This window comes from Mesorhizobium sp. M0159 (assembly GCF_040322295.1).
Lineage (GTDB): Bacteria > Pseudomonadota > Alphaproteobacteria > Rhizobiales > Rhizobiaceae > Mesorhizobium.
On the sequence record NZ_JAMYTF010000032.1, the window covers coordinates 34,018 to 59,576 of the forward strand.

The 25,559-nt window shown below is 62.4% G+C and carries 20 protein-coding genes; 3 read left to right on the forward strand and 17 right to left on the reverse strand.

Going from position 1 to position 25,559, the window contains the following annotated elements:
- Positions 1-2: 2 nt before the first annotated feature.
- From NKJ32_RS25255 to tssA, 15 genes are read right to left on the reverse strand one after another with little or no spacing between them, the layout of a single operon-like run.
- Positions 3-1,013, reverse strand: a complete 1,011-nt coding sequence (locus NKJ32_RS25255; protein WP_352786540.1) for a hypothetical protein — start codon at positions 1,011-1,013, stop codon at positions 3-5.
- Positions 1,010-2,095: a DUF2169 family type VI secretion system accessory protein gene (locus tag NKJ32_RS25260; RefSeq protein ID WP_352637736.1), complete on the reverse strand. Its 1,086-nt coding sequence runs from the start codon at positions 2,093-2,095 to the stop codon at positions 1,010-1,012. Before NKJ32_RS25260 ends, NKJ32_RS25255 begins: the two co-directional genes overlap by 4 nt.
- A complete protein-coding gene (tagF, locus tag NKJ32_RS25265) occupies positions 2,095-2,622 on the reverse strand; it encodes a type VI secretion system-associated protein TagF (RefSeq protein ID WP_352825099.1) in 528 nt (175 codons plus the stop codon). The genes NKJ32_RS25260 and tagF overlap by 1 nt, the downstream gene beginning before the upstream one ends.
- Positions 2,619-6,155 carry a type VI secretion system membrane subunit TssM gene (tssM, locus tag NKJ32_RS25270; RefSeq protein WP_352786538.1) on the reverse strand — a complete coding sequence of 1,179 codons (3,537 nt, stop codon included), beginning with the start codon at positions 6,153-6,155 and terminating at the stop codon, positions 2,619-2,621. Before tssM ends, tagF begins: the two co-directional genes overlap by 4 nt.
- 1 nt (position 6,156) lies before the next feature.
- Positions 6,157-7,479 (reverse strand): type IVB secretion system protein IcmH/DotU, encoded by a 1,323-nt coding sequence (gene icmH / locus NKJ32_RS25275; RefSeq protein WP_352829186.1) that lies wholly within the window; start codon positions 7,477-7,479, stop codon positions 6,157-6,159.
- Positions 7,480-7,483: 4 nt separating this feature from the next.
- The gene (tssK, locus tag NKJ32_RS25280) at positions 7,484-8,818 is read right to left on the reverse strand and encodes a type VI secretion system baseplate subunit TssK (RefSeq protein ID WP_352786536.1); all 1,335 of its coding nucleotides are present in this window, start codon (positions 8,816-8,818) and stop codon (positions 7,484-7,486) included.
- Between the two features lie 39 nt (positions 8,819-8,857).
- Positions 8,858-9,313, reverse strand: coding sequence for a type VI secretion system lipoprotein TssJ (gene tssJ, locus NKJ32_RS25285; RefSeq protein ID WP_352786535.1), 456 nt, complete (start codon positions 9,311-9,313; stop codon positions 8,858-8,860).
- Positions 9,314-9,316: 3 nt separating this feature from the next.
- Entirely contained in the window at positions 9,317-10,795 is a 1,479-nt protein-coding gene (gene tagH, locus NKJ32_RS25290; protein ID WP_352786534.1) for a type VI secretion system-associated FHA domain protein TagH, read from the reverse strand.
- A complete protein-coding gene (gene tssG, locus NKJ32_RS25295; protein WP_352786533.1) occupies positions 10,792-11,853 on the reverse strand; it encodes a type VI secretion system baseplate subunit TssG in 1,062 nt (353 codons plus the stop codon). Before tssG ends, tagH begins: the two co-directional genes overlap by 4 nt.
- Entirely contained in the window at positions 11,817-13,691 is a 1,875-nt protein-coding gene (tssF, locus tag NKJ32_RS25300) for a type VI secretion system baseplate subunit TssF (protein WP_352786532.1), read from the reverse strand. Before tssF ends, tssG begins: the two co-directional genes overlap by 37 nt.
- Position 13,692: 1 nt before the next feature.
- A complete protein-coding gene (tssE, locus tag NKJ32_RS25305) occupies positions 13,693-14,448 on the reverse strand; it encodes a type VI secretion system baseplate subunit TssE (RefSeq protein WP_352786608.1) in 756 nt (251 codons plus the stop codon).
- Positions 14,435-14,896: an Hcp family type VI secretion system effector gene (locus NKJ32_RS25310; protein WP_352592760.1), complete on the reverse strand. Its 462-nt coding sequence runs from the start codon at positions 14,894-14,896 to the stop codon at positions 14,435-14,437. Before NKJ32_RS25310 ends, tssE begins: the two co-directional genes overlap by 14 nt.
- Before the next feature lie 45 nt (positions 14,897-14,941).
- Positions 14,942-16,447: a type VI secretion system contractile sheath large subunit gene (tssC, locus tag NKJ32_RS25315; RefSeq protein WP_352592757.1), complete on the reverse strand. Its 1,506-nt coding sequence runs from the start codon at positions 16,445-16,447 to the stop codon at positions 14,942-14,944.
- Between the two features lie 2 nt (positions 16,448-16,449).
- A complete protein-coding gene (tssB, locus tag NKJ32_RS25320) occupies positions 16,450-16,989 on the reverse strand; it encodes a type VI secretion system contractile sheath small subunit (RefSeq protein WP_352592754.1) in 540 nt (179 codons plus the stop codon).
- 6 nt (positions 16,990-16,995) lie between these two features.
- On the reverse strand, positions 16,996-18,174 hold the full coding sequence (tssA, locus tag NKJ32_RS25325) for a type VI secretion system protein TssA (RefSeq protein WP_352786531.1): 1,179 nt from the start codon (positions 18,172-18,174) through the stop codon (positions 16,996-16,998).
- A gap of 338 nt (positions 18,175-18,512) precedes the next feature.
- On the opposite strand from tssA, the gene tssH reads away from it, so the two are divergent.
- From tssH to NKJ32_RS25340, 3 genes are all read left to right on the forward strand, one after another.
- Positions 18,513-21,263, forward strand: coding sequence for a type VI secretion system ATPase TssH (gene tssH, locus NKJ32_RS25330; RefSeq protein ID WP_352829188.1), 2,751 nt, complete (start codon positions 18,513-18,515; stop codon positions 21,261-21,263).
- A 142-nt stretch (positions 21,264-21,405) separates the two neighbouring features.
- Positions 21,406-21,639, forward strand: coding sequence for a type II toxin-antitoxin system VapB family antitoxin (locus NKJ32_RS25335; RefSeq protein ID WP_352786607.1), 234 nt, complete (start codon positions 21,406-21,408; stop codon positions 21,637-21,639).
- Between the two features lie 421 nt (positions 21,640-22,060).
- Positions 22,061-23,158, forward strand: a complete 1,098-nt coding sequence (locus NKJ32_RS25340; protein WP_352592742.1) for an AI-2E family transporter — start codon at positions 22,061-22,063, stop codon at positions 23,156-23,158.
- Positions 23,159-23,260: 102 nt separating this feature from the next.
- Here NKJ32_RS25340 and NKJ32_RS25345 read toward each other — a convergent pair whose 3' ends face one another.
- A complete protein-coding gene (locus NKJ32_RS25345; RefSeq protein WP_352786606.1) occupies positions 23,261-24,250 on the reverse strand; it encodes a TIM44-like domain-containing protein in 990 nt (329 codons plus the stop codon).
- A gap of 382 nt (positions 24,251-24,632) precedes the next feature.
- Positions 24,633-25,547, reverse strand: coding sequence for a sugar-binding transcriptional regulator (locus tag NKJ32_RS25350; RefSeq protein WP_352592739.1), 915 nt, complete (start codon positions 25,545-25,547; stop codon positions 24,633-24,635).
- Positions 25,548-25,559 lie beyond the last annotated feature (12 nt).

Genomic DNA, 25,559 nt, shown 5'->3' on the forward strand with positions numbered 1-25,559 from the left:
CCTCAGGCCGAAACCACGGCGGCAGCCCGGCCGCCGAATGCCATCGAACTACCATGCAAAGCCGCGAGGTTGCCGGGCGCATAGCCGCGCTTGAATGCTTGCTCGGCCCAGGCAAACTGGATCAGTCCAGCCGCCGCTCCGCAATCGCCCATGCAGTCGGCGGCATGCCACACGGGCTGCTCCGGTCGCGTCTGGCGCATGTTGCGAAGCTGCGCCAGAACAAGTTCCTCGAAGGCGTAGGACTCGCCCGCGACATCGCTGAGACGGAACGCGATTTCGTGCATCTGCACGCCGGCCTCGGCGAGCGCCGCTTTCACTGCCGCGCCAAGTCCATCCGCCCGGAATGGTTCCTCGTTGCTGGGGGTTGCCGTTTCGATAGCGAGGCCCAGCCCTCGCAGCCGCAAAGCCCCCTCGACGATCGGACGTTTGCTGACGACCAGAATGCAGGCCGCCTCGCCGGGGAGGAGGCCATCCGTCACGTCGCTCGTCTTCAATCGCATCCGGTCGTCGAGCCAACTGAGCGAGCGCGCGTCGATCAGGCTGTCGATCGCCATGACGAGGCAGGCATCCGCGTCGCGTTCATCCAACAGCTTGCGCGCCTGTTCTATCGCGACAAAAGCCGAAATTTGGCCATGGGTGATCTGGAATGTGCGTGATCCCACCAACGGCGCTCCGCCGGGCACAGCAAGCCCGGACAGAATGCCATTTATGCGGGCGCCGGCCATGCCGGCATCGCGCATGCACAGGAGGAACGGCATCTCGCCCCACGGGAGCAGGGCCGCAACCTTTTCATCTATATGTTCGACAGCGAACCGGGCCAGCGCCTGGAGGCGGCTGCGGCCGCGCGTCTCGGGCAGAATTGCGTCGACCACAGCGCCGCGAAGCGGCTGACCGCCGTTGTCCCGGTACGGCAACTCCTCGAACACGGCGATCTTCGCCCGCATCGCGGCAATGGCACTTGCCGGGGTGTAGCCGACCGGACAGACGAGGCTGATGCAGGAGATAGCGGTCATCTTTTCCTGCGCGTTGCGGCTAGCGCCGCCACGGCTTCCTTCAACCCGGCGTAATGCGGCTTGGCGTTGATCCGCTTCGGCTCTCTGCCCACCTGCACCTGCTGCAGTTTCACGAATTTTCGCGGCAACTTTACGCCCACCCGTCCGACTAGAACGATCCTCCCCGCATGCGGCATTATGTTGAGCGTGTCCGGCGCCGCCACCTTGTGCTCGGTCCTGTCGTTGAACATGAACCGTACCGGTACCGACATCGCCGGCAGCTTCACCTTGAACTTGCCGCTCTCGTTCATGCCCAGGCAGCCGAAGACCATGCCTTCGCCAAGCTTGTCCAGCCATTGGTCCTCGGGCGCCGCCTGAAAGTAGCGGTCGTCGAAATCCTGCGGCAGGAATGGCAGGACGTTCTCCATCCAGTGCTTGTCATAGGTGCCGGCATAGCGCGCGCGTTCTTTCGCAAAGCGCGGCACCGGCCCGAAGCCGATAGGGCGCGGCCGGTCGTTCCAGATGCGCATCCGCGATTGCGGGTGCTCGACACAGGGCAGCGGCGTGCCGTCGATGTTGCCCTGGCCGGCAAGGTAGCCGCTGCCGATCGGGTTGACGGCGTCGCTTCGATGCTGCGCTGGATCGGGATCGGTCCGGTCTGTGCCGCCGAAGGCGAGGTGCCACGCCAGCGGCATTGACGTGAAGGGGTGGGGCCGTGAAGCCTGGATGCCGAGCCCGCCTCGGAACCAGCGCCTTTGTCCGCTGACCACCGCGCGCTTGTCCAGTCCCGGGCCAACCAATCGCACCTCGATCGCTTCCGCCTGCCGCCCTTTCGGGGCGACGGCCATCGCGTCGAGCAGAACCTCGCATTTCGGCTTGACGGGGGCAAAGTCGGTCTCGACGCGAATGGAGGTGACTTCCGGATCGCCATAGTGGGTGTCGGCATAGACGAAGGGCGACTGCTCCTTACTGGGCGTGCAGTTTCCGTCGGCATCGACATCGAACGTGGCACGAATGACAGCCACACAATGTTTCACGCAATGCTTGTCCTGGTAGGGAAAGGTCTCGGCGAGAAACGGCGTGGTGTTCTGGCTGACGAACATCAGCTGGTCTCCCAGCTTGCCGCAAAGATCTGCTCCAGCGTCGCTTGCGGTGACCTCGGATCAATGTCGAAAATGTCCGAATGCGAAGTCCACATCACCATATCGCCGATCACCTCTTCACCCGGTTCGACGGTTGGCACGGGCAGGGCGCCCAGCGCTGTATCCAGTTCGTCAGGCGTCAGCTCGCCCCGCTGGGCGGCAAAGGCAGTCTCTTCAATCCCGGCAAACCACGCATCGGCGCGAGCCAGTTGAACGGAAGCCTCAGGAAGCTGCGCGACGACGCTCAACGGAAACTGCCTGCCAACCCTATCGACGCTCTGCAAGATAATGCCCGCCGACGCGCCGACAAAGCCCGGACCCGTTAGGAACCGTAGCGCCGTGCCGCGCGGCCAGGTTTCCGAGCCCATCAGCGGCACGATGTGCTGCGCCAGCCAGCGGTCCCAGACGCGCACAAAATCCCCGGGCAGCCGCCGCGTGACGAAATCGCCGGTGGCAGGCATCTTGCCGTAAAAGCCGGGCAGGATCATATCTGCGGCGGACATGAAAATTTCTTGAACATTTGCAGGTTGTACGGGTTTTCGACGCTGGCGGCCTTGAGCTGGAAATCGGCGTACATGCCTTGGGTGCCAAGGCGCAGGCTGTAGACGTCCGACAGCGAGGTGCCTGTGAAGCGACCGCTGCGCAACATTCTCAGCCACGCCCAGCTGCCGGTCTCGTTGAGCAAGATTTCGGGCGAGCCATCGATCGGCTGGAAGGCCAGCGAGATGACGCCTGTGCCGTCCTTGCCGGGCCACGTCATCGGCTGCGGCCTTGTTGCATTGTTATAATAGACGAGGTTCTGGCCATCGAGATTGAGCGTCACGCGCGCGACATTGGGCGACAGATCCTTCGGTTCGAGCGTGAAGCTCATCAGCGGGCCTGTACCGCCCGGAAAGAGATCATCGCGGATCCGCCTTGCCTGCTCGAACGCGGCCAGAGCCGGGGGGTCGAGGCCGAAATCAGCGCGCCATTTCCATGGCTGCGCCGACGTGTCGACATAGCTGATCAGGTGGTCGTTGATGAAGGTGTCGATCAGTCCTGCCGGTCCGAACAGGCGGGCGAAGTCGCGGATATTGACGTCGACGGCGCTGTCCGGGCTGAAAGGATAGCGGTTGTTGAGTGCTGCCTGGCAGAACGGCAGGATGTCGGCGCGCCAGATGGCGTTGAGCTCCGAGGTGACCGCCTTCTGCGTCAGGCCGCTGGTATCGCCGGCAATGCCGCCCAACCAATCGTCGATCGGGTCGGGCAGGATCTGCGCCTGTCTGGCAACCGCTCCAGTCAGTTCGGCGAGGCCGCCCTGCTTCTTGATGGCGTCCTGAGGATCGGGATTGGCCGTCACCGTCTGCAGCACGTTGGACAGTGCGGTGAGCGCGACGATGGCGGCGTCGAGCGCCGGCGGCTGGCCCTCGACCTCGGCAACGGCACCCTTGAGCGGTTTGAAATGCTCGGCCACCAGACTGCCGGTAAGATCCACTTCGTCGGCGGAGCCCGCACGCGGCAAAAGCTTTGCTCCGGTTTTTACGATCTTGCCAAGCTTGCCCAGCTTGCCGAGCAGTTTCGAGCCACCTGCCGCCGCGGCCTTGTCGTTTGTCGGCGCTTCATCGGATCGCGTAAGCTCGGTCTCCTGGACCACCGCGGTAACCAGGCGCTTCAGCGCGGAGTCGGCGCTTGAAAGATCCTTGAGGTTCTCACTGGCGACGTTGAGGTCGGTCAATGGCGCGAGCCTCATGTCGCGCAGGAAGCTGTCCCATTGCGCGATATAGTCGTCGTAATAAAGCTTCAGAATATCCTCTGACAGCGCCGACACCGAGGCTTCGGAATTTTCCGAGCAACCGCCGGCGAACACCGCCCGGTCGAGTGCTGCCTGGGCGGCGACATCCTCGACCCGGTCGAGAATGGCGTCATGGAAGCCGGCATAGGTGAATGCTCCCGAAATGCCGACCCGAAGCGTCTTGTCGGAACGCCGCGCAAAGACCTTGGCGCCGTTGGGGCCGGCGAAGTTGGCAGGAATCCATTCCTTGAGCGCAGCCACCGCCGGGTCGGCCAGCAGCTGCTTGTAGGCACGCGCCGGCAAGGAAATCGTGCAGACGGTTTTCAGTGCCTCTGCAACCAGTGCCTGGTCCGGGGCGATATAACTGGCGTCAACCGCCATGCGACGGATCGCGGCAAGCTGGTGCTCTTCGGCGTCAGCTGTCGGAAAGGGGGCAGCCGCGGCGAATTCAGGCAGACTGTTGACCCACCAGCTCTGGGCGAAGTCTGGATCCATCTGAGAAAGGCCGGTCATCATGCGATAGGTCTTCAGCGCGCCAAGCATGAAGTCCGGATCGCGGATCTGCCGCCACATCGTCGCTTCGAGCAGCGCCACCATGTGCGGCTCGAGAACGTTACGCAAAGCATGGTCGTAAGTGTCGGTCTGTGCCCGCACCAGTTCCGCCGAGGCTGATGGCCCCAGCAAATCCTGTGCTGCGCCAGGCGGCGGGGTGCGGGCATTTGCGACCTCATCCATCGCACCGAGGGCGACATCGATGGCAGGCTGTTCTACGGATGCCGGGTTTGCCGCGGCCGAGGTCAGTGGCGTTTGCAGCGCCTCGAACTGGCTTGCCTGGGCCGTGATCGCGTTGCGGTTGTCGTAGTAGGACCAGGTGAATAGGCCGCTGACCAGCAGGGCGGCTGCGGCACATGCGGCGGCCGCGCCACGCCAGATCCAGGCGCGGCGGCGTTGCGCCAGCGGATCGAAGGTGCCTAGGCCGGCTTCCTTGAAGATGACTTCTGTAAGCAGGTTCTTTAGGAAGAAGCTGCGTTTTTCGACACGCGGCGCGGCCAACGCCCGGCGCGGCGGAAGGCCGAAGGAGGCAGACAGCGCTGCGGTCAGCCGATCGATGGGCGCCCCTTCCTGGGTCGCCGACGTCAGATAAAGGCCACGCAGCCAAGCGGCCTCCTCATACCGGCTTTCGCCGAACATCGCCTCGATCAGTACCTGGATCGGCTCGGACAGGCTGGCGAGTTGGGCGGGAAACCTGAAGATTTCGGCGCGGGCAGCAAGCTTGTCTTCGTCCTCCAGCCGGGGCACCAGCCGCCGCTCGAGCTCGGTTGCTAACATCGCGATTTCCCGCTCGATGGTCTTTGCATCGACATGCGCGTCGAGTGCGAACGTAGTCCCCCAGACCTGCTCGCGCCCAGCCGTCGACAAACCGCCGAAGAATGCCTCGAACCCCTTGATCAGGTCGGCTTTGGTCAGCATCAGATAGACCGGAAGGCGGATTTCGAGGCGATCGTTGAGCTCGGCCAGCCGACGGCGGATCTTGCGGCCATGCGCCTTGATGGCGTCGTCGCCCTCCGAAAGCACATCGATCGAAAGCGCGACGATCACACCGTTGAGCGCCCGACGGCCCCGGTGCTTCTTCAAAAGGTCGAGGAAGCCCAGCCACTCCACTGCGTCGACGTCGGGTTGGCTCTCCTGTTGGACATAGCGGCCTGCAGTGTCGATCAGAACCGCACTCTCCGAAAAGAACCAGTCGCAATTGCGCGTGCCGCCGACCCCCTGCAGGTCGTCGGTCAGGTCGATCGGAAAATTCAACCCCGACTGGCGCAAGGCCGTGGTCTTGCCGGTGGCCGGCGGTCCGACGATCACGTACCAGGGCATCTCGCGCAGGAACTTGCGACCACCCAGTTTGCGGCGCTTCAACTCGGCCATGACCTCGCCGAACTTGGCTCCGACGGCAGCGACATTCTCTTCGCCGGGGCTGAGTGGCTTCTCTACCGCCGGCGCGGCGATTTCGGCGACGAACATACGGTTGGCACGGATCGCCCGACGCTGGGCAGCGATCAGCCAGATCAGCCAGAAGATGACCAGCAGCGCGATGATGACGATGCGCACATTGTCGGAGGCGAAAGGGTCGTAGGGTCCGACCCTGACGATCGGCCCGAATACCCAGATCACAAAGGAAAGCAGCGTGATGCCAATCAGTGTCCACAGCCAGCGCGATGTCAGGACCGCCCAGAGGAAGCGCAGGATGAACATCTCACAGCCTCTTTTCGACCAGCACCTCAACGCGCCGGTTCAGGGCCCGGCCCTCGCGCGTGCCGTCATCGGCCACTGGATCCGTCGCTGCCCGGCCCTCGGAATGGACGCGTTCCTGCGGCACTCCGTTTTGTATCAGCATGTCGGCAATGGTCTGGGCGCGAGCCTCTGACAGTCGCTGGTTGGTCGACAGCGGATTGGTTCTTTGCAGAGGAACCCCGTCCGTATGTCCGACCACAGTGATGTTGCCGATCAGGTCACGATTGGCCAGGATCACCTTGGCGATCGAGCCGATCAGCGGCTCGAATCCCTCGGTCAGTGTTGGCCGCGACGACTGGAACAGTTCCGGGTTGGAGGCCTGGATGACCAGCTTGGCCAGCGAAACGCTCTCCATGCCGCTCAGAGCCGATCTGAGATTGCCCGGCGCGCCGGCCTCAAATTCGGGCAGCAGCGCGAAATCCACAGTCTCCGGCGGCGGGACATCGGCGGTTGGCGATACGCGGCTGATGTCGCCACGGGTCGGCGGCGGCAATGCGCGGACCAGCGCTGAAAGCTCCACCGCCTGGCTGCTTAGTCCCATCGAGAGCCCGACATAGGTCGCGGTGGCGATGACCGCCGCGGCCAAGGCCATCACCCAGATCGGAACGATGAAGCGCTGCGGCTCGTCGGATGCGATGACGCCTTTCCAGTTCGGCGACAGCGGTCCATTCTCGGCGTCGGCATCGCGCAGGAAACGTGCCGCGGCCACACGAACGGCATTGAGCGAGCGATCGCCCGACCGGCCGGGCACGCGATACTTGCCGCGAAAACCGAGTGCCAGGCAGTCATACTGAAGTTCCAGCAATTCGCGATCGCGGTTCGGATGGCGTTCCAGTTCGTCGAGCCGTGTGAAGAACTGCGTGCCGGCGTCGACGTCGCCGCGCAACATGACCACAAGCGGCTGACGCGGCCATGCGCTGGCCCCGCCCCAGGGCGTGTTCAGGGCCAGATCGTCGAGCAAGGCCGCCACCACCCATGCTGCCTGATCGGCCCGCTCCATCGATGACCCCGCCGCCATTGCCGTGTCGCGTGCCCGAACCAGTTCTTCGAGCAGCCGTGTGCGTAACACTTCCGGAATCTCTGGTGGCAGCGCGCTTTCAAGCTCAGGCGCAAACTCGAGCAGGGGCGCAAAGGCGTTGACAAGGCCGTTCGGGTGGGTGCGCGAGCGTTTAACCGGCCCGCCCGGCAAGGATGCCGCCATCGGTCGCGGCATCGGCGTGCCGGTCAGCCTGATGCGAGTGCGTTCGCGATCCTCCGACAGTCCGAAAGGATCATCCCGGCTCATGGTTTCACCTGTTCACCGAATAGCAGTCCACCTGCGGTTCGCTCGGCAGTACACCCGAAACGCCAATAACGAAGCCTGGGGCACCGAGCAGCGATGCCCAGTGCTCGCTTTTCTGGTCGAGCTCAAGGCACAGCCGATCGCCGTCGTAAGGAATCTCGCGCGGTTGCGAATGAAGCGGTTTCAGCGGGATGCCGGGCAGGCGGGACTTCCACAGGCCCTCGAACTCATCAGCCGAGCCCACGGTCGCCTGGTTGACGAATATCTTGCGTAGCGCGTCCTCCGACAGTTCCGAACCGACCCGGATGACGATCCGGCTGGCCACCAGCAGCTTCGGATTGTCGATGCGGATTTTCCAAACATTGGTCGAATGGCGCATGACGGGCAGCGCACGCGATTTCGGCTCGATGTAACGCAGGCTCAGGATCAGTGAGCGCAATGCATCCGCCAGCGCCGAAAACGGTGGGCCGGGCGCCATGTGATCGTAAGCCGGCAGCTCGCCCAGTCGCCGCGCGCTCGAGCCGTAGGTCGCCATCGAGCCGGCAAGCCCGGCCAGTTCCAGGTAAAGTTCGGCCGGATGGAAGACATCCTGCGCCAGCATATGGGCCAGTCGCGGACGCGCCGCGTTGGCGAGGTTGAGCATCAACAGGTCTTCGACGCTGCGCCCTGGCCCGCCCATGACCATCTTGCCATGCGCCTCGGCGATCTGGTCGAGGCCTGTGACGACTTCCAGAAGCAGTTGCCGGTACCAGGCCACTGCACCGGTAACCAATGCCGGTGGCAGGAACGTCTCGTCCAGCGAAACGCCGCCATCGGCACGAACCCCCTTGATGTCGGCTATCGGCAGGGCGGTATAGCCGCCGACCGATTTGCCGGGTGCAAGCAACAGCGATTGCGGCCGGGCGATTTCGATTTCTTCGGGGTCTGAACCGCCCTGGACGGCATCGCGCACCGAAACGATCCGTCCATGATAGCGCGCACCGCTGGGCGGCGCATGCGCCGGATCGAAGCCAACGCCGCCGGCCGGCTCGAGCGGCAAGGCGACCAGCACCGGGCCGGCGCCTGTATCCGGGGTGACCGGCAGCGGACGCGGCGCGTCCATCAGATCCGGAATGGAGAAGGGGGTTCCGTCCGGGAAAATGCCTCGTGCAGACAGGATCGAGATCTGGCCGGCATCGAGCAATGCCTTATCCAGGGTCAATTGCTGAAAGCCGAACGTATGCAGCTGGCCGGCCCGCAACGCGCCGCGCACAGTCGCCTCGAAGAAACGATCCTGCTGCTGGAAATGCTGGGTCCGCAGAAAAAGGCCCTCGGACCACAGCACCCTGTTTGCATCGCTCATCCGGCTACTCTCTGCATCGAGCTCTCCTTGCCTTGGCCGTCAGGCGGAAATGCCGCCGCTGCCGAGTGTGACATTGATCGTAAAGTTTGATCCGGGCGAAACCGATTTGGTCGTCCGCCAGTTTCGCCCGCCAGGCTCACGGATAAGTGCAACGAAGCCCAGGGCCGTCGCATCCGGTTCAACTGTAATGGTCTTGGTCGCGGTTTTTCCAGGCCCGACGGCAATCTGGTCGGACCCGATGAGATCGCCTGCCAGTGGCGAGCCGGCATCCCCCTGCAAGGCAAAGTAGTCGGCGGAGTTGAACTTACCGGTGCTGCGCAGCCGCATGACCAGCACCGTCACTGGCCGGTCGCCGCCGCCTGGTCCAGGGTTCATGCCGGCCGCTCCTGTCAGCTTCACGGTGATGACCGACGGTTTTGGCGGCCCGGCGCTTTGACAGGCCGTAAGCAGCCCGGTCGCACCCAAGGCAACGATAAATTCGCGTCGATCGATCATGTCTTACTCCTCATCATATGCATCCCGAAAATCGGCGCCGATTTCGCCGAGAAAGCTCTTTTCCGCGCTCTCGGCGATTTCACGATGGCGTTTCTGGTAGAGCTCCCACAGCTTGGCGCCGCGCCCGCCCGACAACAGCGTGCCGATCGCGGAACTCGATTTCAGCTCTTCTTCGATGGCTGCCGGCTCAAAACGGTCGACCATCCGCCGCAAGGCAGCCTGCACGCCGCGCCAGGCGCGCACGTGATGCTGTGCCAGATCGCGAACCGCATCCGCGATAGCCGCTTCGCCGGCGAGAAATCCGGGGCTACGTTCGGCGATAAGCGTCACGATTGCGTCGTCGACAGTCGGCAGAAACTTGAGTGGATTGACCTCGGAGGCTCCGACCATTGTCTGGGCAACGCGGGCATTTCCCTTTTCTTCGGCACGCTTGCGCAGCAGCTGCATCAATCCTTCCATCATAAGCCGGTATTCGCGGCCGAACTTTTCCATCTCAGCGACGGCGTCGCGCCCGGGAAAATCGGCTTCCGCGACGCCCATGCCGCGCAGGAATGCGGTGCGAAGCGCCATGTCGGCGTGCTGCCTCGCAGGCGGCTGGCGGGCGGGGCTGGCGGCTGCGCCTGCCCGCATTGGGGGAGGGGCATCTGCCGCTCGCACGGGCACTTCCAAGGGATTGCCCGATTGCAGTGGGTGGGCGTCGCGCTCGCGCTGACCGGTCGAGCCCGCATCTCTTCCCGGGCTGGGCGCCGCGGCTGGACCAAAACCGAAGTCGTCATTGAATTCCGGCAGCTTTGCCGTCGCGGGCTCCGTTGCGCCTTTAGGGGACGACATAGGGTCGAGGCCGAATGGGTCCGCGTGGCTGGGGGTGCTGTCTGGTTCCAGGTAGGCGTCGGCGCTTTTTGACAGGGGCGTTGAAACCGGATCGAGGCTGAACGGGTCGTCGAAAGCAGGCGAGCTTCGCTGTCTGGAATTGGCGCGTTCAAACGCACCCGGGATCGGCTGCTCGAACGGGTTAGGCAGCTCGGCTGGACGTGGCCGCTGCGGCTCTTCTTCCATGGCGGCTGAAAAGAAATCGTCCCGGCCGATGCTGACCGGTGCCCGAGACGCCGGCCGCGAGCGCTCCGGAACTGGCGCTGCGGCTGCTGCAGATGTGGCTTGAGGGCTCGACGTCTGCAGATCGACATACACGATGTAGTCGCCCAGTCTCAGCCGCATTCCATTGCGAAGGCGCGTCGACTTGCCGGCACCGAGCGGCCTGTCGGAGTCGTCTATGAACAATCCGCTGCTCGAGGTATCGGTGACGAAATATCCGTCGCGCCCACCAGTGATCCTGCAATGGGCGCGTGAAACGAACATGTCGGGATCGTCGATCTGCCAGCCGGCGTCCGCGCTGCGGCCGATCACCAGTTCCCCCTCGTCAAGCCAGGCCTGCCGTACCGCCTGGGTGCGTGGCCCTTGCTCCAGCGTCAGCAGCAGACTCATGCCGCGACCTCCGCCCCTTCCTGCCGCCAGCCGACTAATGTCCGCAGCTGCATGTCGTCAGCATCGCCCCTTTCAGCGGGCCGCGCAAGCCACGCGGTCCGGGCGAGTTGCACGGTTCCAATACGCGGCGGCGGAACGGCATCGCGCGCCAGCACGATGCGCAGATCGACGTCGAGCGATTCGCCAACCATGTCGCCAACGGCTTGCTTGAATAATTTGAGGCGTTGACCGCCCGGCAGGAACGCCTTGAAGTCCTCATAGCCCAGTGGGCCGACGCGGAGCTCGAGCCTGCTTTGACGGTTGAAGACGCGCGGACCGATCGTCGCTCCCCGACCAAGCCCCGCGTAGGCTTTGCCAAGGCGGGTCTGAAGCGCGGCTGGTATGGTTATCCAGGCAGCGATGAACTCCCTGATCTGGACCGGCACCTTGAACGCCTCTGCCAGAAATAGCGTCAGCCGCTCAGGGCCGTCGACCTGATTGGCAAGCGAAGCGGCCTGGCGCAGCTTCACGGCATCCAGATCGGCGTTCTGGGTGCCGGGAAGCCCTATCCCTGCCATGGCTTCAAGCATGGCGCGAACGCGCCCACCGACCGCGCGTTCGACCTGAACCGCCGGATGCGCATCCGCCCACGCTCTATAATACAGGGCGATCATACGGTGCTGAAGAATGTTGACGAAGTCGATGAACGTCGTGTCGCTGGTCTGCTGTGAATCGGCGCCGCTGAACCAGCGCTGCGACAGACGATCGAGCACCCAGCGCGTCAAATGCAAAGGCATCGGACCTTCAGGTCCCATCAGCCCGATGTTGGCGACTGTAACCCGGGCGGGGACCTTGTCCTTCGCTTCGCGGAATTCTGCCAGGTCCTTGGCGGAAAAGCTGAGACGGACATGCTGCCCGAGCCGCGAGGGTTCGCGCTCCGGCGGGCCGGAATAGCCGAACAGCCCGCCTCTCCGTTCGAGCCGGCGCAACAGCTCGAAGAAGTCGAACGCATCCGACAGCTCTTCGGACCGACCAGGCTTGTCTAGATCAGGTAGCGATTGCCGGGCGTCATCGGCCATGGCACATCCTCCTGCTTCTGCAGCAGCCATGTGCGAGTTCGCACAAAGCCGTTTATTCCGGCATGACGGGCAAACAGCCGTGCCAGCAGGGCCGAAAGCAGCAAGGTGCTCTGCCCCGCCAGGACCGATTGATCGACATGCAATGTCACCTCCGTGCCTCGTCCGAAGCACATCGGCCCATCGATCTGCAGTCGTTCGATGACCGACCGGGAATCGATGCGCACGATCGAGTGCACATTGCGGGCGAGGCTCGGGTCTCCCCTGTCGGCGTATAGCTCAAGCAGCGCATGCAGCGGATCGACGCCGCGACCTTCGTTTGCAAGGCTTAAGAAGTTGAGCGCGAGTTGCGATACAAGCCGCCAGGCGAGATTGTCGGCTCGCGATTCACCCGCCGCGCCCGACGGCAACGCTGCGGGGATGGCTGGGCGAGGCGGGCGCAATGCGCCGAGAAGCCGGATTGTTTCGACCGGATCGCCGGCTTCCAGCGTCAAGGTAGGGTTGTCGTCAAGGATCGGCAGATCGCGGTTGGTGCAGAGCGCCACGATGTCGACGCGCTTCAGCGGCCGGTTCGGCGGACTTTCCGCGGGGCGTGAAATCGCCAGGAAAACGTCGTCGCCCGTGTATGAAGTGCGGGTGAGGCCGTCGCGCCGTTCCTCCTCCGTCGGGCGGCGTGGGCGCCGTTCGGTGGAATAAACCCAACCGCTGCCGCGGTTCTGTCCCAGGCTGAAGAGCTCCGGGATTGCGGCGTCGCTCCCCTCACTGTCGGCGTCCTCGACGCGGATAACCCGATAGATTTCGAAGTCCCGCGCTCGCGTGCGGTCGGCATGCAGCACCTGCCGCGTCTTGCGCGGATCGAGCTCAACGACGTTGCACTCACGCTCGAACAGATTGATGATCGGCGTTGCGAAAAGTTCAAAATCGGCCGCCGTCAGATCGGCAAGTTCAGGCACCGGACGCCTAAAGATGAAGATGATCTCGAGCTCGGCTGTGCATCTGCGCACAATGGGCTGCAACCCCGAAATCCGAGCATAGTGAAAGCGCTCCGGCATCATGAAGTATTCGCGCAGAAGACGGTATCCTTCGAACGTCGGACGTGTACGAGGCATCAGCGCCTCGTCATCGCTGATGCCGACCATTTTAGGTACCGGCAACGCCGATATCGGGTTGGCCTTGCCTTCCGGTCGTGTACCAAGGGCCGAGCAGGCGCCGAAAATCGCGTCGAAAAGCAGCGGTGCCTTGGTGCGCGCGGCAAAATAGAGATCAAGCCGGTCGAGCGACAGTTCGTCGAGCTTGCCTTTTCCGGTACGAGCCAGCGTGATGCGAAGCGCCGCCTCGCCATCCACACCGCCGATCCGCGTGATGCCGGCTGCCACCAAGGCGCTGCGATCCTGAAAATAGCCGACCGAGGTGATGGCTATCGGCCACAGGGTAATGTCCTGGGCAGTCGTGAACGTGCAACGCGTCGACAGGCCAGGCTGGAGGCTGGAAACCAGACGCGTATTGCGCTTGACGACATGGCCCCCAATCATTGTCTGGACCTGCTGGCCGGGTTTGAGCACCACCATGGCCGTTGCCGGCGCCGGCGTCAGAAGATCGGGATAGAGAACATCAAGGACGGCGCGCGAGAAACGCGAGCGTTCCGCATCGACCTTGAGCCGGGTCCGCGCGGCCAAGAAAGCAACGCCGTCAAGCAGCCGCTCGACATAGGGGTCCGGACAGGGGACCGTGTCGAGTGAAAGGTTGCGCGCCACCGCCGGATGCATGTCGGCAAATTCTGCCGCGAGGGCACGGATATGGGTCAGTTCCTCCTCGTAATATTCTACGAAGACCCGGTCCATCTCAGGGTTCCCTAAATTCGGTCCGAGCCAAGCCGTTATCGAGATTGATCGTGGTGCGCAGGCGCATGCGTTCGGGCGTCGGCGTCATGATCAACACCGCATCTATCTCGATCTTCAGGCCCACGGTTTTGTCGCCAAGGGTTACCGTAACTTTTGTTGCACTGTCCTTGAGACGCGGCTCGAAGGTGGCAAGCACCGAGCGGATCTCGCGCGCAAGGGCCTCGCGATCAAAGTCGCGGGAGGAACGGCCCGAGAAGGAAGGCACGCCGTAATTGACGACGCTGCGACGCACCTCCGGAAAATCAGCGAGCCCCGGGGGGTTGTCCGCGGCCTGCTCGCTTTCAAGATCGGAAAGAAGCGGAATGGCCTCGAAGCGCTCGGTGTTGAACAAGGCCTCGACGTCGCGCCGCACGGCTTCCTTGAGCACACGAGCCGACACCACCACGCCGCGGCTTTCGATTTCAGCGCGGTGCTGGCTCTGAAAGGCCAGGCGATGCAGACGCCGCTTCTGGTCGGCCGTCAACTCCGCGTCCGCGTCGATGAGCCGCGCACTGGCCGCAACCAGATTGTCCAGCCGCTCCGCGCCAAGCTCGTCCTGCAAGGCCTGGCGCAGCCCGTCTATCTCGGAAGTCATACCCGGCAGATCGTTTACGAGGCGGTCCCATAGAGAGGGCTGGACTGCTTCGCGCTTTGCTCGCGAACTGCCGCTACCCAGCGACTTGTCCGCGCCGGGCCGCCGGGCCTCACTTGCCGACATAGACATCCATTTCGATTTCGTCGTTGTCGTCGTAGACGAACTTTATCTTCTTGTAGGCAAAGCTGACCTCTTCCTCGATCAGGTCCTCCTCATCCTCGGCCTGCGACATGTCGTATTCCATGATCGAGGCGTCGGTGAGTGTGACGACCAGGTAATCCTTGGTCTCGCCATCAATGGTCCGCCGTGCCGAAAACACGACTTCGTCCAGGGCCTTGTTTTCGAACAGCGCCTTTTTCAGGTAGGGCGAAGCCTTGTCATAGTGCTTGGTGAACTTGATCATACCCAAGGACACACGACCGCGACGCGAGAGCGAATTTGGATCATAGGGTGCGATCATCTTGTAATCGACGCCATGGATTTCGATTTCATCCTCATGGCCATCTCGAGTGCTTGGACCCTTGATATCCGGAACCTTTAGAAAGCCATCAATCTTCGTATTTGTGGGCATTTTCTTTCTCCACCGCTTTCAAAACCAAGATGTTGTTGCTGCAAATCAAGTCTTCACCGACGGAAGTTCCGAAACCAGTCGGAGCGAGGCATTGATACCCTCCAGCTGATAATGCGGGCGCAGATAGAAGCGGGCATTGTAGTAGCCGGGGCGCCCTTCCACGCTGTCCACCTGAACCTCGGCGGCGGCGAGCGGGCGCTTGGCGCGCGCCTTGTCGTCGGCAAAGGCCGGGTTGGCCAGCACATACCGGTTGATCCATTCGGTCAGCCAGATCTGCATGTCGGAGCGCTCCTTGAACGAGCCGACCTTGTCGCGCGCGATCGCCTTGAGGTAGTGGGCAAAGCGCGAGACCGGGAAAAGGTAGGGCAGGTTGGCGCTCAGCCGCTCGTTGGCCTGCGCATCGGGGTCGACCAGCCGTCCCGCCCTTGTCTCGTCGTCCTGCAGCGAATGGGCGCCAATGAAGGCGGCGAGATCGGTGTTCTTTCGATGCAGGATGGGCATCAGGCCGAGCTTGGCCAGCTCCGCCTCGCGCCGGTCGTCGATGGCGACCTCCGTTGGACATTTCATCGCTATGGAGCCATCATCGGTCGGGAAGCTGTGCACCGGCAGGTTGAGGACCGTGCCGCCATTTTCGACGCCGCGGATCTGCGTGCCCCAGCCATAGAGCTTGTGGCTGCGGTTTATATTCACGCCCATCGGGAAGGCTGCATTCATCCAGACATATTTGTTGTGATCGCCCTGCACTTCCTCCTCGAAGGTGAAGCTCTTCACCGGAACGGTATCCGTCCCATACGGCAGCCTTGCCAGAACGCGAGGCATGGTCAGGCCGATGTAGCGCGCGTCTTCGCTCTCGCGCAGTGACTGCCACGAGGCATAGGCCGGGTTTGAGACGATCTGCTGCAGGTCTTGCGGGTTCGGCAATTCCTGCCAGCTGTCCATACGGAACAGGCGCGGCGAGGCAGCTGCGATGAACGGCGTGTGTGCAGAGGCGCAGATCCCGGAGATGTTGCGCAAAAGACCGACATCGCGCGGGTGGTTGGAGAATTCGTAGGCGCCAATCACACAGCCGATAGGCTCGCCGCCAAGCATCGAATACTCGTCCGTATAGAGTTTCTTGAAGATCGGGCTCTGATCCCACATCTGGCCCTCATAATCTTCGAGCGTGTCGGCCAGCTGCTGCTTGGAAATGTTCATCACCCGGATCTTCAGCTTCTGATCCGTCTCGGTATTGTTGACGAGATACCACAGGCCGCGCCATGTGCCCTCGATTTCGCGCACTTCCGGCGCGTGCAGGATCTCGTTGACCTGTTCCGACAGCATCTTGTCGATCCCGGCGATCAGCGACTTGATCGACTTGATCGCATTGGACGAGATGGTGGTGGTATCGGACCGCGATTGCGCCGCAAGCGCGAGATTGCGCACGAGCTGCTGCAGCTTCTCGCTGTCGTCTTTCTTGACCTTGAAATCCTTCTCGAGGAGGTCGCTGAATTCGCCAAGGTCGATGGCTTCGGCCGCGGCGGTGACGGCGGCAGTCTTTTGCTGTTCGGCCATGGTCATTCCCCTGCCTTATCGTCGTCGGCCAGTGCCTGGCTGGCGATCCTGCCAAGAAGCGGCTCGTTATTGAGAAGTTGCGCAATGCGCTTTTCGGCGTCGACGCGACCGTCCATGAAGCCGAGAAGTTCCTCGAGCTGGCGACGCATTTTGAGGATTTCGGCCAATTGCGGAACTTGCTCGGCGATCTTGTCTGGTGCGAAATCGCCCATCTTGGTGAAGGTAAGATCAAGCGCCAGTTCCTCGTCGCGCTCGGCGCCCTCAGCCTGGGGCAGCGTATTCTTCACGCGGGCTTTCACGCGCGGTCCGAGCGCTTCCATGAAACGTGGGAACCGGTTCGCGTCGGTTTCGACAAAGGAGCGGTCCAGCACCGACTTCATCGCTTCCTTGGTCTGCGAAGCGCCCGAAAGGTCGGCCATCACGGCCATGACGAACGGCAGTTCGATTGTCGTCGGACTGCCGTAGGTTTCCACATCATAGGCGATCTGCACCCGCGGCGCTCGATTGCGTTCGATGACCTTCGCTTTGCTTTCGGCTGGCATGGCTTGCTACCTTTCATCCTTCTGGACCGTCTTCTTGGCATCGGGAACGCCGGCAAGAAGCCGGAATTCCTTCAATCCCGACGGGGCGAGATCTTCCATCAGTTCAACAAAATCCATATGCACCATCCGGCGTACACGGCGGGCGAGGTGCGGAATCGGACTGGACGGTTCGGTGCGGTCATAAAAGGCGACCACGAGGTCCAGGCATTTCACCACGTCGTCGCGCGAAGTAATCCGGTCGGGAAGTGCGGTGCTCGAGTCAGCGTAGCTAGCCACACTTGCCATAGTATCGGCTCCATGACCGTTTCGGGCAGGCATTACCGGTTCTGCAGGCGAAGCGGACGGCTTTACTGCGCCATTTGCCATCGCGCCGGCAGCCGAGTTGCGCTCGAGGGTTGTTAGCAAACGCTGCAGGAACCGTCTCAATTCCGGGATAGTGGTGCCGCCGCTGCCCTCAAGGTGAGCGTTGAGGGCTGTCTCGACGGCTTCCAGTGCCGCGACCGCTGCCCGCGCATTGGTAATGAGCGAATGCATTTCCTCATTGGCTTGGTCCGCCTGTGCCGCGCACCCGGCACGGACCCGGTTCAACAGTTGTCCGTGCGCACTGACAAGCGTTGCTTTTTCGGCCGCATTCAACCCTGACGCTGCTTCTTGCAGCATGACACGATCGTCGAGCGCAGCTTGTTCCAGGTCGCGTCCGCTGATCGGCCCGATCGAGCGTGGCGCAAAGAAAGTCATTTGCCGCAGGTTGGCCAGCAGCCCGTCCTGACCATTTTGAACGTCGAGCAGCGCGTTGATGCGGCGCAAGGCCGCTTCGCGAGGCGGCGTGTTGGGCCGCAGCGACGGGTGCATGGTTTCCCAATGCTGGTCGAATGTCCGCCCAATAAGCGTCAGACCCTGCGCCAACCCGGCCAGTCCCTGCTCGTTGGCCAGTGCGCGTGTGACAATGACAATCAGGCGCAGGTCGCGGCCACGCGCGCGCAATTCCTCGGCCTTGGTGAGTACTGCTGGCCAGTCGACGGGAATGGTGCTTTGCGAGACTGGCTTGTTGTTGCCATCATGGACAACCTTGACCTGAGGCTCTGTCAGGCGCTCCAGTTCATGAAACATCGGATCGTTGCGCAAATCTTCGCCGGACGGATTTTCACCGTCGAGCGGAGCAAGCCAGAGTGCGATATCTATCACACCGATCCCCCAGTGACTGGCCCTGAGGCCATGCCTGCCTTTACGTTATCACACGGCTGCACCTCACCACAATTCAGCGATCGCTGAAAAATTAACGAAAGCTAACTTAGCCGACTCTTGAGTGCTGAAATCGCTGGCGTAACTGCCGAACTCAGCATCCGAAAGCCATCGCATCGGGCCTGCCGGTCGCGTGGTTGTTTGTAGTCGGTGAGGCGAGACCTTTCACAAATGGCAGGACCCGGCGAAATCGGGCACCAAAGCCTTCGTTCATCACCGACTTTGTCAAGCGGCTGCTTATGTGGCAGGTTATCAACTTGCAGAATGCAGGAGCACGTTCGATGGAACAGCGCCGGTCATCGCAGAGCTTCAAGCGCAAGGAACTGGTCGGCAAGCTCAATCCTGTAGGCTTGCGGGCCTTCAAGGCTGCGGCAGACAGCGCCAAGCTGCGCGGCAACCCCTACGTCGAACTTGTCCACTTCATCGAACAACTTGTGCTCTCCGACCGCTCGGATGTGCAGATGATGATCGCCGATGCGGGAGTGGATGCGAGCCGGCTCGCGGCCGATATGACGCGCGCGGTGGACAAGCTGCCTTATGGCGCAACTTCGATCGAAGAGTTTTCCGACCATATCTTCCACGCCATCCAGGAGGCCTGGAATCTGGCAACACTGGAATTCGGACTGGAGGAGGTCCGCAGCGCACATGTTCTGCTTGCTTGCCTGAAGACACCGGTGCTGGAAGGCCTGCTGTCGAAGATCAGCGGCGAGTTCGACAAGATCGACGCCGACGCCGTCGTGGCGCGCTTCGCCGATGTCACGGAGGGCTCACTCGAAGCCGGCGCTGCGCCAACGGTCACCGCGACAGAGGCGCCGCGGCGGGCTCCGGGCGGGGATTCGGCACTGGCCAAATACGCCACCGACCTGACCCAGCGCGCCCGCGATGGAAAGATCGACCCGGTCGTCGGCCGCGATCCGGAGATCAGGCAGATTGTCGACATATTGATGCGACGCCGGCAGAACAATCCGATCCTGACCGGCGAGGCGGGCGTCGGCAAGACTGCAGTCGTGGAGGGTTTTGCTCAGCGCATCGCCAAAGGCGATGTGCCGCCCCCACTGCAGGGAGTGAGCGTGCGCATGCTCGACGTCGGATTGATGCAGGCAGGCGCTAGCGTAAAGGGTGAATTCGAAAAACGGCTGAAGGCCGTAATCGACGAAGTCCAATCCTCTGAAGCGCCGGTCATCCTCTTCATCGATGAGGCCCACACCCTGATCGGCGCCGGTGGTGCTGCCGGAACCGGCGACGCTGCCAATCTGCTCAAGCCGGCGCTGGCACGCGGCGAGCTTCGCACGATAGCGGCCACGACCTGGGCGGAATACAAGCAGCACATCGAGAAAGACCCGGCACTGACCCGCCGCTTCCAGGTGGTAAAGATCGACGAGCCTTCGGAACCGGTAGCCATCCTCATGTTGCGCGGCGTGGCCGGCGTCCTCGAACAGCACCACAAGGTTCAGATATTGGATGAGGCGATCGACGCGGCAGTCGGCCTATCACATCGCTACATCCCGGCGCGGCAGCTGCCGGACAAGGCGGTCAGCCTTCTCGACACCGCCTGCGCGCGTGTCGCGGTATCGCAGCACGCCACGCCGGCCGAGGTCGAGGACATCATGCGCCGCCGCCAGGCGCTGGAGGTCGAGCGCGGCATTATCGGCCGCGAGGCTGCAATCGGCATCGAAGTGGCCGAGCGACAGGCACGAGTCGAGGCCGGGCTTGCCGAGACCGAACGCACGCTCGCAGCCGCGCAGCAGCGCTGGGAGCGCGAAAAGGCGCTGGTGGCCGAGATACTCGAATTGCGTGCCAGGCTCCGCGGCGACGGCGTGCCGCTCGATGCCGTGGAAGGGCAGGAGGCCGCCACGGAGACAGAGAGCGGGGAGGTGCCGGAGACCGAACTGTCCAATGCCGGGACGAAGGTTCCGGCGGCAGGTGGTCCTCCGCCTCCCGATCCGGCTGCCGATCTCGCTCGGCTGCGCGAACTGATGAGCGAACTGGCCGAGGCGCAAGGCGAAACACCGCTGATCCTGCCATCGGTCGACCGCAACGCCGTGGCGGCCGTGGTTCAGGACTGGACGGGCATCCCGACGGGGCGGATGCTGTCGAGTCAGACGGAGAAGGCGCTGCGGCTCGCGGTCACTCTGTCCGAGCGCGTTGTCGGACAGGATCACGCCATGGAGATGATCGCCAAGCGCGTGCAGACCAGCCGCGCCGGTCTCGGCGCTCCGGAAAAGCCAGTGGGTGTATTCCTGCTTTGCGGCCCCTCGGGCGTCGGCAAGACCGAAACCGCTTTGGCACTGGCCGAAACGCTTTACGGCGGAGAGCAGAACCTGATCTCGATCAACATGTCCGAATTCCAGGAGGCGCATACGGTCTCTACCTTGAAGGGCGCGCCGCCCGGATATGTCGGCTATGGCAAAGGCGGAATTCTCACCGAGGCGGTACGGCGCAAGCCCTATTCGGTGATCCTGCTCGACGAAGTCGAGAAGGCGCATCCGGACGTGCACGAAATCTTCTTCCAGGTCTTCGATAAAGGGATGATGGACGACAGTGAAGGTCGACGGATCGATTTCAAGAACACGCTGATCCTTCTCACGTCGAATGTCGGCTCCGAAGTCATCATGGACCGGACAAGGAATGGCGCGGTACGGGCAGGGCTCGACGAACTGGACACTGCGTTACGCAGCCCGTTGCTGAAGGTCTTCCCAGCGGCCTTTCTTGGCCGGGTGGTGACCATCCCTTACTTTCCGCTTTCCGATTCGATGATCGAAGCGATCACCCGTCATCAATTTGCTAGGATTGCTCGCCGGCTGCGTGCAACCAACGACGCGGAATTGGTAATCGGCGACGGTGTCATGGATCTGGTCAAGACCCGCTGCACGGAAATTGAATCGGGCGGCAGGATGATTGACGCAATTCTGACCAACACGCTCCTCCCGGAGTTGAGCCGCGGCGTGCTGAACCGGTCGCTCGCTGGTGAAAAGATGACAAAGGTCACGGTTGGCGCCTCAGGCCAAGGGTTTACCTATTCCTTCGAATAGGAGCGCGAATATTATGGCGGCTCCTTCCTCAGCTGTGGCGTTAATCGCTCGTGCGGCAGCAGGCCAACACCAGCCATCTTTGCTGGCAAGCGAAGTGGGTCTAAATGAAGTCGGTCTAAATAATGCCGCGAACGGATCCGATATGGCCGATCCACAGCTCTCAGTCCGTAGCGGCAAGGCGCGTAATCTTGCGCGCCGGCTGGCTCGCCGTGAAAACCGCACGATTACGGATGTGGTCGAGCGCGCGCTCGAATTCTACGACCTCCGCGAGGCCGGTCGTGAGCCTGCTTCGGCCTTCTATCGGCGTCTTTCAGCGCAATCTGGTACAGACATTGATCTTGAAGCAGTGATTCATGAGACCGGATCAGCCCGCTGAACGGCTGGAGCAAGGTTGCCCGACCGGCGCAGGCGTTTCGCAAACCGCATCTCTGACTGAAGAAGCTGCTCTGGCTTGCCGAGACATTATACGTGCAGAGTTCTGAAGCCTCTGGAACGCCGGTAAGCAGGGCAGGGGCTGTTCTTCCCTTTTGCATGGCTGGGCCTCAGTCCGGCAATATTCCTCGTCATCTCGGCCGGATCGTGGCTCCTAGGCGAGAAATTCCCAATGCACCTGGTGGCGCGCTCATCAACGCCGGCGTCAGCGCGAAAGCCGATTTTCATCGTCAATCCTTTGAGCTGACCCGCCTCGGTGATCACGCCAAGCGCTCCTTGCAGCTTCACCGCAGGGCGCCGCGGCCGACGCTGCCCTTTTTTCAAGAAACCAATTAGGCTCGCTGGGCTTGCGAGACAGCGAAAGGTTGCCTGATCTGAAACAGATACCCGACGTGAAACAATTGAGACTGCTCGGCGTCCTCGCAGCGGCGGTGATCGGTCTATATGTCTGCTATCTGCTGGCGTGGCCTTTTTTGCCGGCACTGACCTGGGCGCTCGTCCTGGCAATCATCCTGGCTCCGGCTCATCGATGGGTTGAGAGACGGGTCGGAAATCGAAACCTGGCCGCATTGATATCTGTAAGCGTTGCTGCGATTGCCGTCGGCCTGCCGCTGGTACTCGTCGCCCAACAGCTCGTTCGCGAAGCGGTAAACGGAGCCAATTATCTGGAGGAGGTCGTCCGTGGTTGGGACGCAGACGGCTTCATGTCTGACTATCCCACCCTTTCGACCATTGCCCAATGGATTGAGAACCAATTCGATCCGGCCGGTTCGGTCGCCGCATTCGTACAATGGCTGACGGGACAAAGCACATCGCTGTTGCGTGGGTCCATCTATCAGGTCGCGATGTTCGGCCTGACATTTTATCTGCTGTTCTATTTTCTGCGGGATCGCCAACACGGCCTGCAAGCCGTCGCGGGGCTTTCGCCCCTGCGCGCTCCCGAGACAGCGCACATCTTGTCCCGCTTTGCAGAGACCGTTCATGCGACACTGCTCGGCACCGTGTTCGTCGCCGCCGTCCAGGGAACATTAGGTGGCCTGATGTTCTGGTGGCTCGGTCTGCCCACGCCGGTATTTTGGGGCCTTGTCATGGGACTTCTTGCCATCGTGCCTGTGCTCGGGGCATTCGTGATCTGGGTGCCCGCGGCGGTCTATCTCGCTCTGGAGGGGGCTTGGGCCAGCGCGGCGATATTGACCGTCTGGGGCGGCGTCATTGTCGGTGGCATCGACAATCTGCTCTATCCGATGCTTGTCGGGAACAGGTTGCGCCTCCACACCGTGGTGGCCTTTATCGGCTCGGTCGGCGGCATTGTCTTGTTCGGAGCATCCGGCCTTGTTCTCGGCCCCGCGGTGATCGCCATCACCGTAAGCCTCATTGATGTGCTGAAGAATCGATTGACAGACCCGCCCAAGGCGACGCCGGCGCGCCCTGCTGAGCTACCGCATCAGTCCGGGACGGATTGAAGACGAAGACAAGATCAAGCGCGCGGAAAGGGCGCTGGCCTTCGAGTGGTAGCACGAAACCTGAACAACCTCTGGGCAGACATTTTAATCACGGCAAGCAAATCAGCCAGGCTGCTGGATCGCGGCGAGCTTCCAGTCCCCGCCGTTCTGGCGCATGAAGGTCCACAGTTCGGTCGTCTCCGTCGGCTGATCGGCCTGGCCCTCAACGATCTTGCCGCTTATGCGATCGCGGGTCACGTCGCGAGATTCATATCGCAAAGCAGCCGTCGCGAAGTTGCGGTCACCCTCCCGCCAACTTTCCGCAATATCGGCCTCCAGCAGGCCCACATCCGATACCTCGTTCCTGAGGCCCTTTTTGGCGTTATCGGCAAGTTCCTCGAACAGATAGGAGACCATTTCTGGCGTTGCCAACCGGCGCAAGGCGGCATGGTCCTCGCGCCCGAATGCTTCCTGAACTTCCGTCAGCCGTTGCTGGAACGTGTCGAGGTCGGTTTTGGTGAGTGTGATCTCATCGGAAGCGGTGGCTTGGCTCGTTCCGCCAAATCCTGACCCGATGCCTGGAATAGGGAAAGCTGTGGCGTTGCTCGGCTCGGGTCGGGCTGCTGCGTTTCGCCCAAAACTCCCTGTGCCCCCCGAGGCACGAGCCGTAGTGGGCGCTGGATTGTACGCCGATTGCGAGCGGAAAAAGCGGATGGCCAGCATGATCACGCCGCCGATCAGCAGTACTTGAAGCAGAAGACCCAACATGCCGGCCAAGCCGCCGAAACCATGGCCCAAAAGAACGCCGATCAAACCACCGAGAAGCAGCCCCCGCATCATCGGCCCGCTGAGGCCGTTGAAGACGCCTGGGCGCTGGAATGCCTGCGGCTGGCGGGCCGTATTGTTGGTTGCGGTATTGGGCGTCATCGAACGCTCGACCGGTGCGGCCGGCTGTGGTGCCGTTCTGGTCGGCGGGATCGACTGGAAAGTGCGCGTGCCGCGGCTGCCAAAGCTGCCGCCTCGGCGCGCATCGGCATGATCCACAGCGACCATGAAAAACGCCAGCAACAACCCTACGAGCAAAACTGCAAACCGTCCCGAACGCGAAATCAACATAGGCAAATCCTTACGACACTCTTCCGCTCATATGGGGTGCGCCGATCGAAATATCACTGACCGGCACCTTGCACTTCAACGGGCGACATGCTGCCTATGCTCGGCACGTTTTTCGCCGGGCGAGGCTTGCGCCTTGGCGCGCGATACTCTCGACACGCAGGACCTAGTCGAAGTCGGCCGCGACCAGCGGCCCCAGATTGACCGTCAGCGTCCCGTCTTCAAGGCGATCCGTGGCGATGGTCTTCCGGCAGATGACGCGATGCGTATCGGCGCTAATAGGTAGTGAGTGTATCCGTTCTGCGCAGGCACTGCAGATGTCGCGCGGCCCAGCTTGGCACCATTCAGGTGCGAGACAATTCCTCGCCGCGACCCGTCTGCGCTACGGCTTTTCCGCAAGGATCGCCTCAGCGGTTTTCTCGTCGGTGATCAGCACATCGACCACTCCCAGACGCAACACGGCGCGCAGGACCGGAACCTTGTCGAGGCCGCCAGAGGGCAGGATCACAGTGTCGACGTCGCGCAGATGTTCGGGGGCGAGGCCGATGACACGGCTGTTTAGCGGGTGATCGACGAGTTGTCCGTCGGCGCCGATCCAGTGGCCGCAAATATCGCCGACCGCCCCGGCTTCGCGGAGCGATCTGAGATCATCGTCTCCTACCAGTCCGATCCGAAAGATGGTGGCGTCCTTGTGCACCGCGCCCACCGAAACGAAAGCGGCGTCAACGTCGCGGGCATGGGTGAAGGCGTCTTCCAGAATGGACTGGCGCATAAGCAGATCGCGCGTGGCCTCCGTATCCGTGAACACCGGTGCCGCGATGTAGAAGCATTCCGCATCGAAAAGCGCCGCGAGCCGCGACGCGATTTCATAGATGTTGATCGCCGATCCACGCGTGAGCCCGCCGAGCAGGGAAACGACCGACATCCCTCTGACGGGGCGTACGGTCACTGACCGCAGACTAAGCTGGAGCGTCCGTCCCCATCCCACGCCCACCGATATCCCGTCACGGATTCTATGCGACAGGGCTTCACCGGCAGCGGCTGCGATGACCTGTGGCACCAGGGCAGGATCAGGCGGTGTCGGAACCACGATTGGGTCGGAAACGCCATAGGCGTCCCGCAGCCGGTTCTCCAGCTCGATGCAGTTCGCCACCTTGGAATTGATGCGAATCTGAACGATCCCCCGCTGACGGGCATGCGCCAGCATCCGGTTGACGCGAAGGCGTGTCAGGCCAAGAGACTTGGCGATTTGCGCCTGGGTGAGGTCACCGACATAAGCAAGCCAGGCGGCGCGCACGAGCAGCCCTTC

What these genes read in the sequence shown, in the direction of transcription:
- NKJ32_RS25255 (WP_352786540.1), bottom strand. Translation starts at nt 1,013, where the DNA reads ATGACCGCTATCTCCTGCATCAGCCTCGTCTGTCCGGTCGGCTACACC.
- NKJ32_RS25260 (WP_352637736.1), bottom strand. Translation starts at nt 2,095, where the DNA reads ATGTTCGTCAGCCAGAACACCACGCCGTTTCTCGCCGAGACCTTTCCC.
- tagF (WP_352825099.1), bottom strand. Translation starts at nt 2,622, where the DNA reads ATGATCCTGCCCGGCTTTTACGGCAAGATGCCTGCCACCGGCGATTTC.
- tssM (WP_352786538.1), bottom strand. Translation starts at nt 6,155, where the DNA reads ATGTTCATCCTGCGCTTCCTCTGGGCGGTCCTGACATCGCGCTGGCTG.
- icmH (WP_352829186.1), bottom strand. Translation starts at nt 7,479, where the DNA reads ATGAGCCGGGATGATCCTTTCGGACTGTCGGAGGATCGCGAACGCACT.
- tssK (WP_352786536.1), bottom strand. Translation starts at nt 8,818, where the DNA reads ATGAGCGATGCAAACAGGGTGCTGTGGTCCGAGGGCCTTTTTCTGCGG.
- tssJ (WP_352786535.1), bottom strand. Translation starts at nt 9,313, where the DNA reads ATGATCGATCGACGCGAATTTATCGTTGCCTTGGGTGCGACCGGGCTG.
- tagH (WP_352786534.1), bottom strand. Translation starts at nt 10,795, where the DNA reads ATGAGTCTGCTGCTGACGCTGGAGCAAGGGCCACGCACCCAGGCGGTA.
- tssG (WP_352786533.1), bottom strand. Translation starts at nt 11,853, where the DNA reads ATGGCCGATGACGCCCGGCAATCGCTACCTGATCTAGACAAGCCTGGT.
- tssF (WP_352786532.1), bottom strand. Translation starts at nt 13,691, where the DNA reads ATGGACCGGGTCTTCGTAGAATATTACGAGGAGGAACTGACCCATATC.
- tssE (WP_352786608.1), bottom strand. Translation starts at nt 14,448, where the DNA reads ATGTCGGCAAGTGAGGCCCGGCGGCCCGGCGCGGACAAGTCGCTGGGT.
- NKJ32_RS25310 (WP_352592760.1), bottom strand. Translation starts at nt 14,896, where the DNA reads ATGCCCACAAATACGAAGATTGATGGCTTTCTAAAGGTTCCGGATATC.
- tssC (WP_352592757.1), bottom strand. Translation starts at nt 16,447, where the DNA reads ATGGCCGAACAGCAAAAGACTGCCGCCGTCACCGCCGCGGCCGAAGCC.
- tssB (WP_352592754.1), bottom strand. Translation starts at nt 16,989, where the DNA reads ATGCCAGCCGAAAGCAAAGCGAAGGTCATCGAACGCAATCGAGCGCCG.
- tssH (WP_352829188.1), top strand. Translation starts at nt 18,513, where the DNA reads ATGGAACAGCGCCGGTCATCGCAGAGCTTCAAGCGCAAGGAACTGGTC.
- NKJ32_RS25335 (WP_352786607.1), top strand. Translation starts at nt 21,406, where the DNA reads ATGGCCGATCCACAGCTCTCAGTCCGTAGCGGCAAGGCGCGTAATCTT.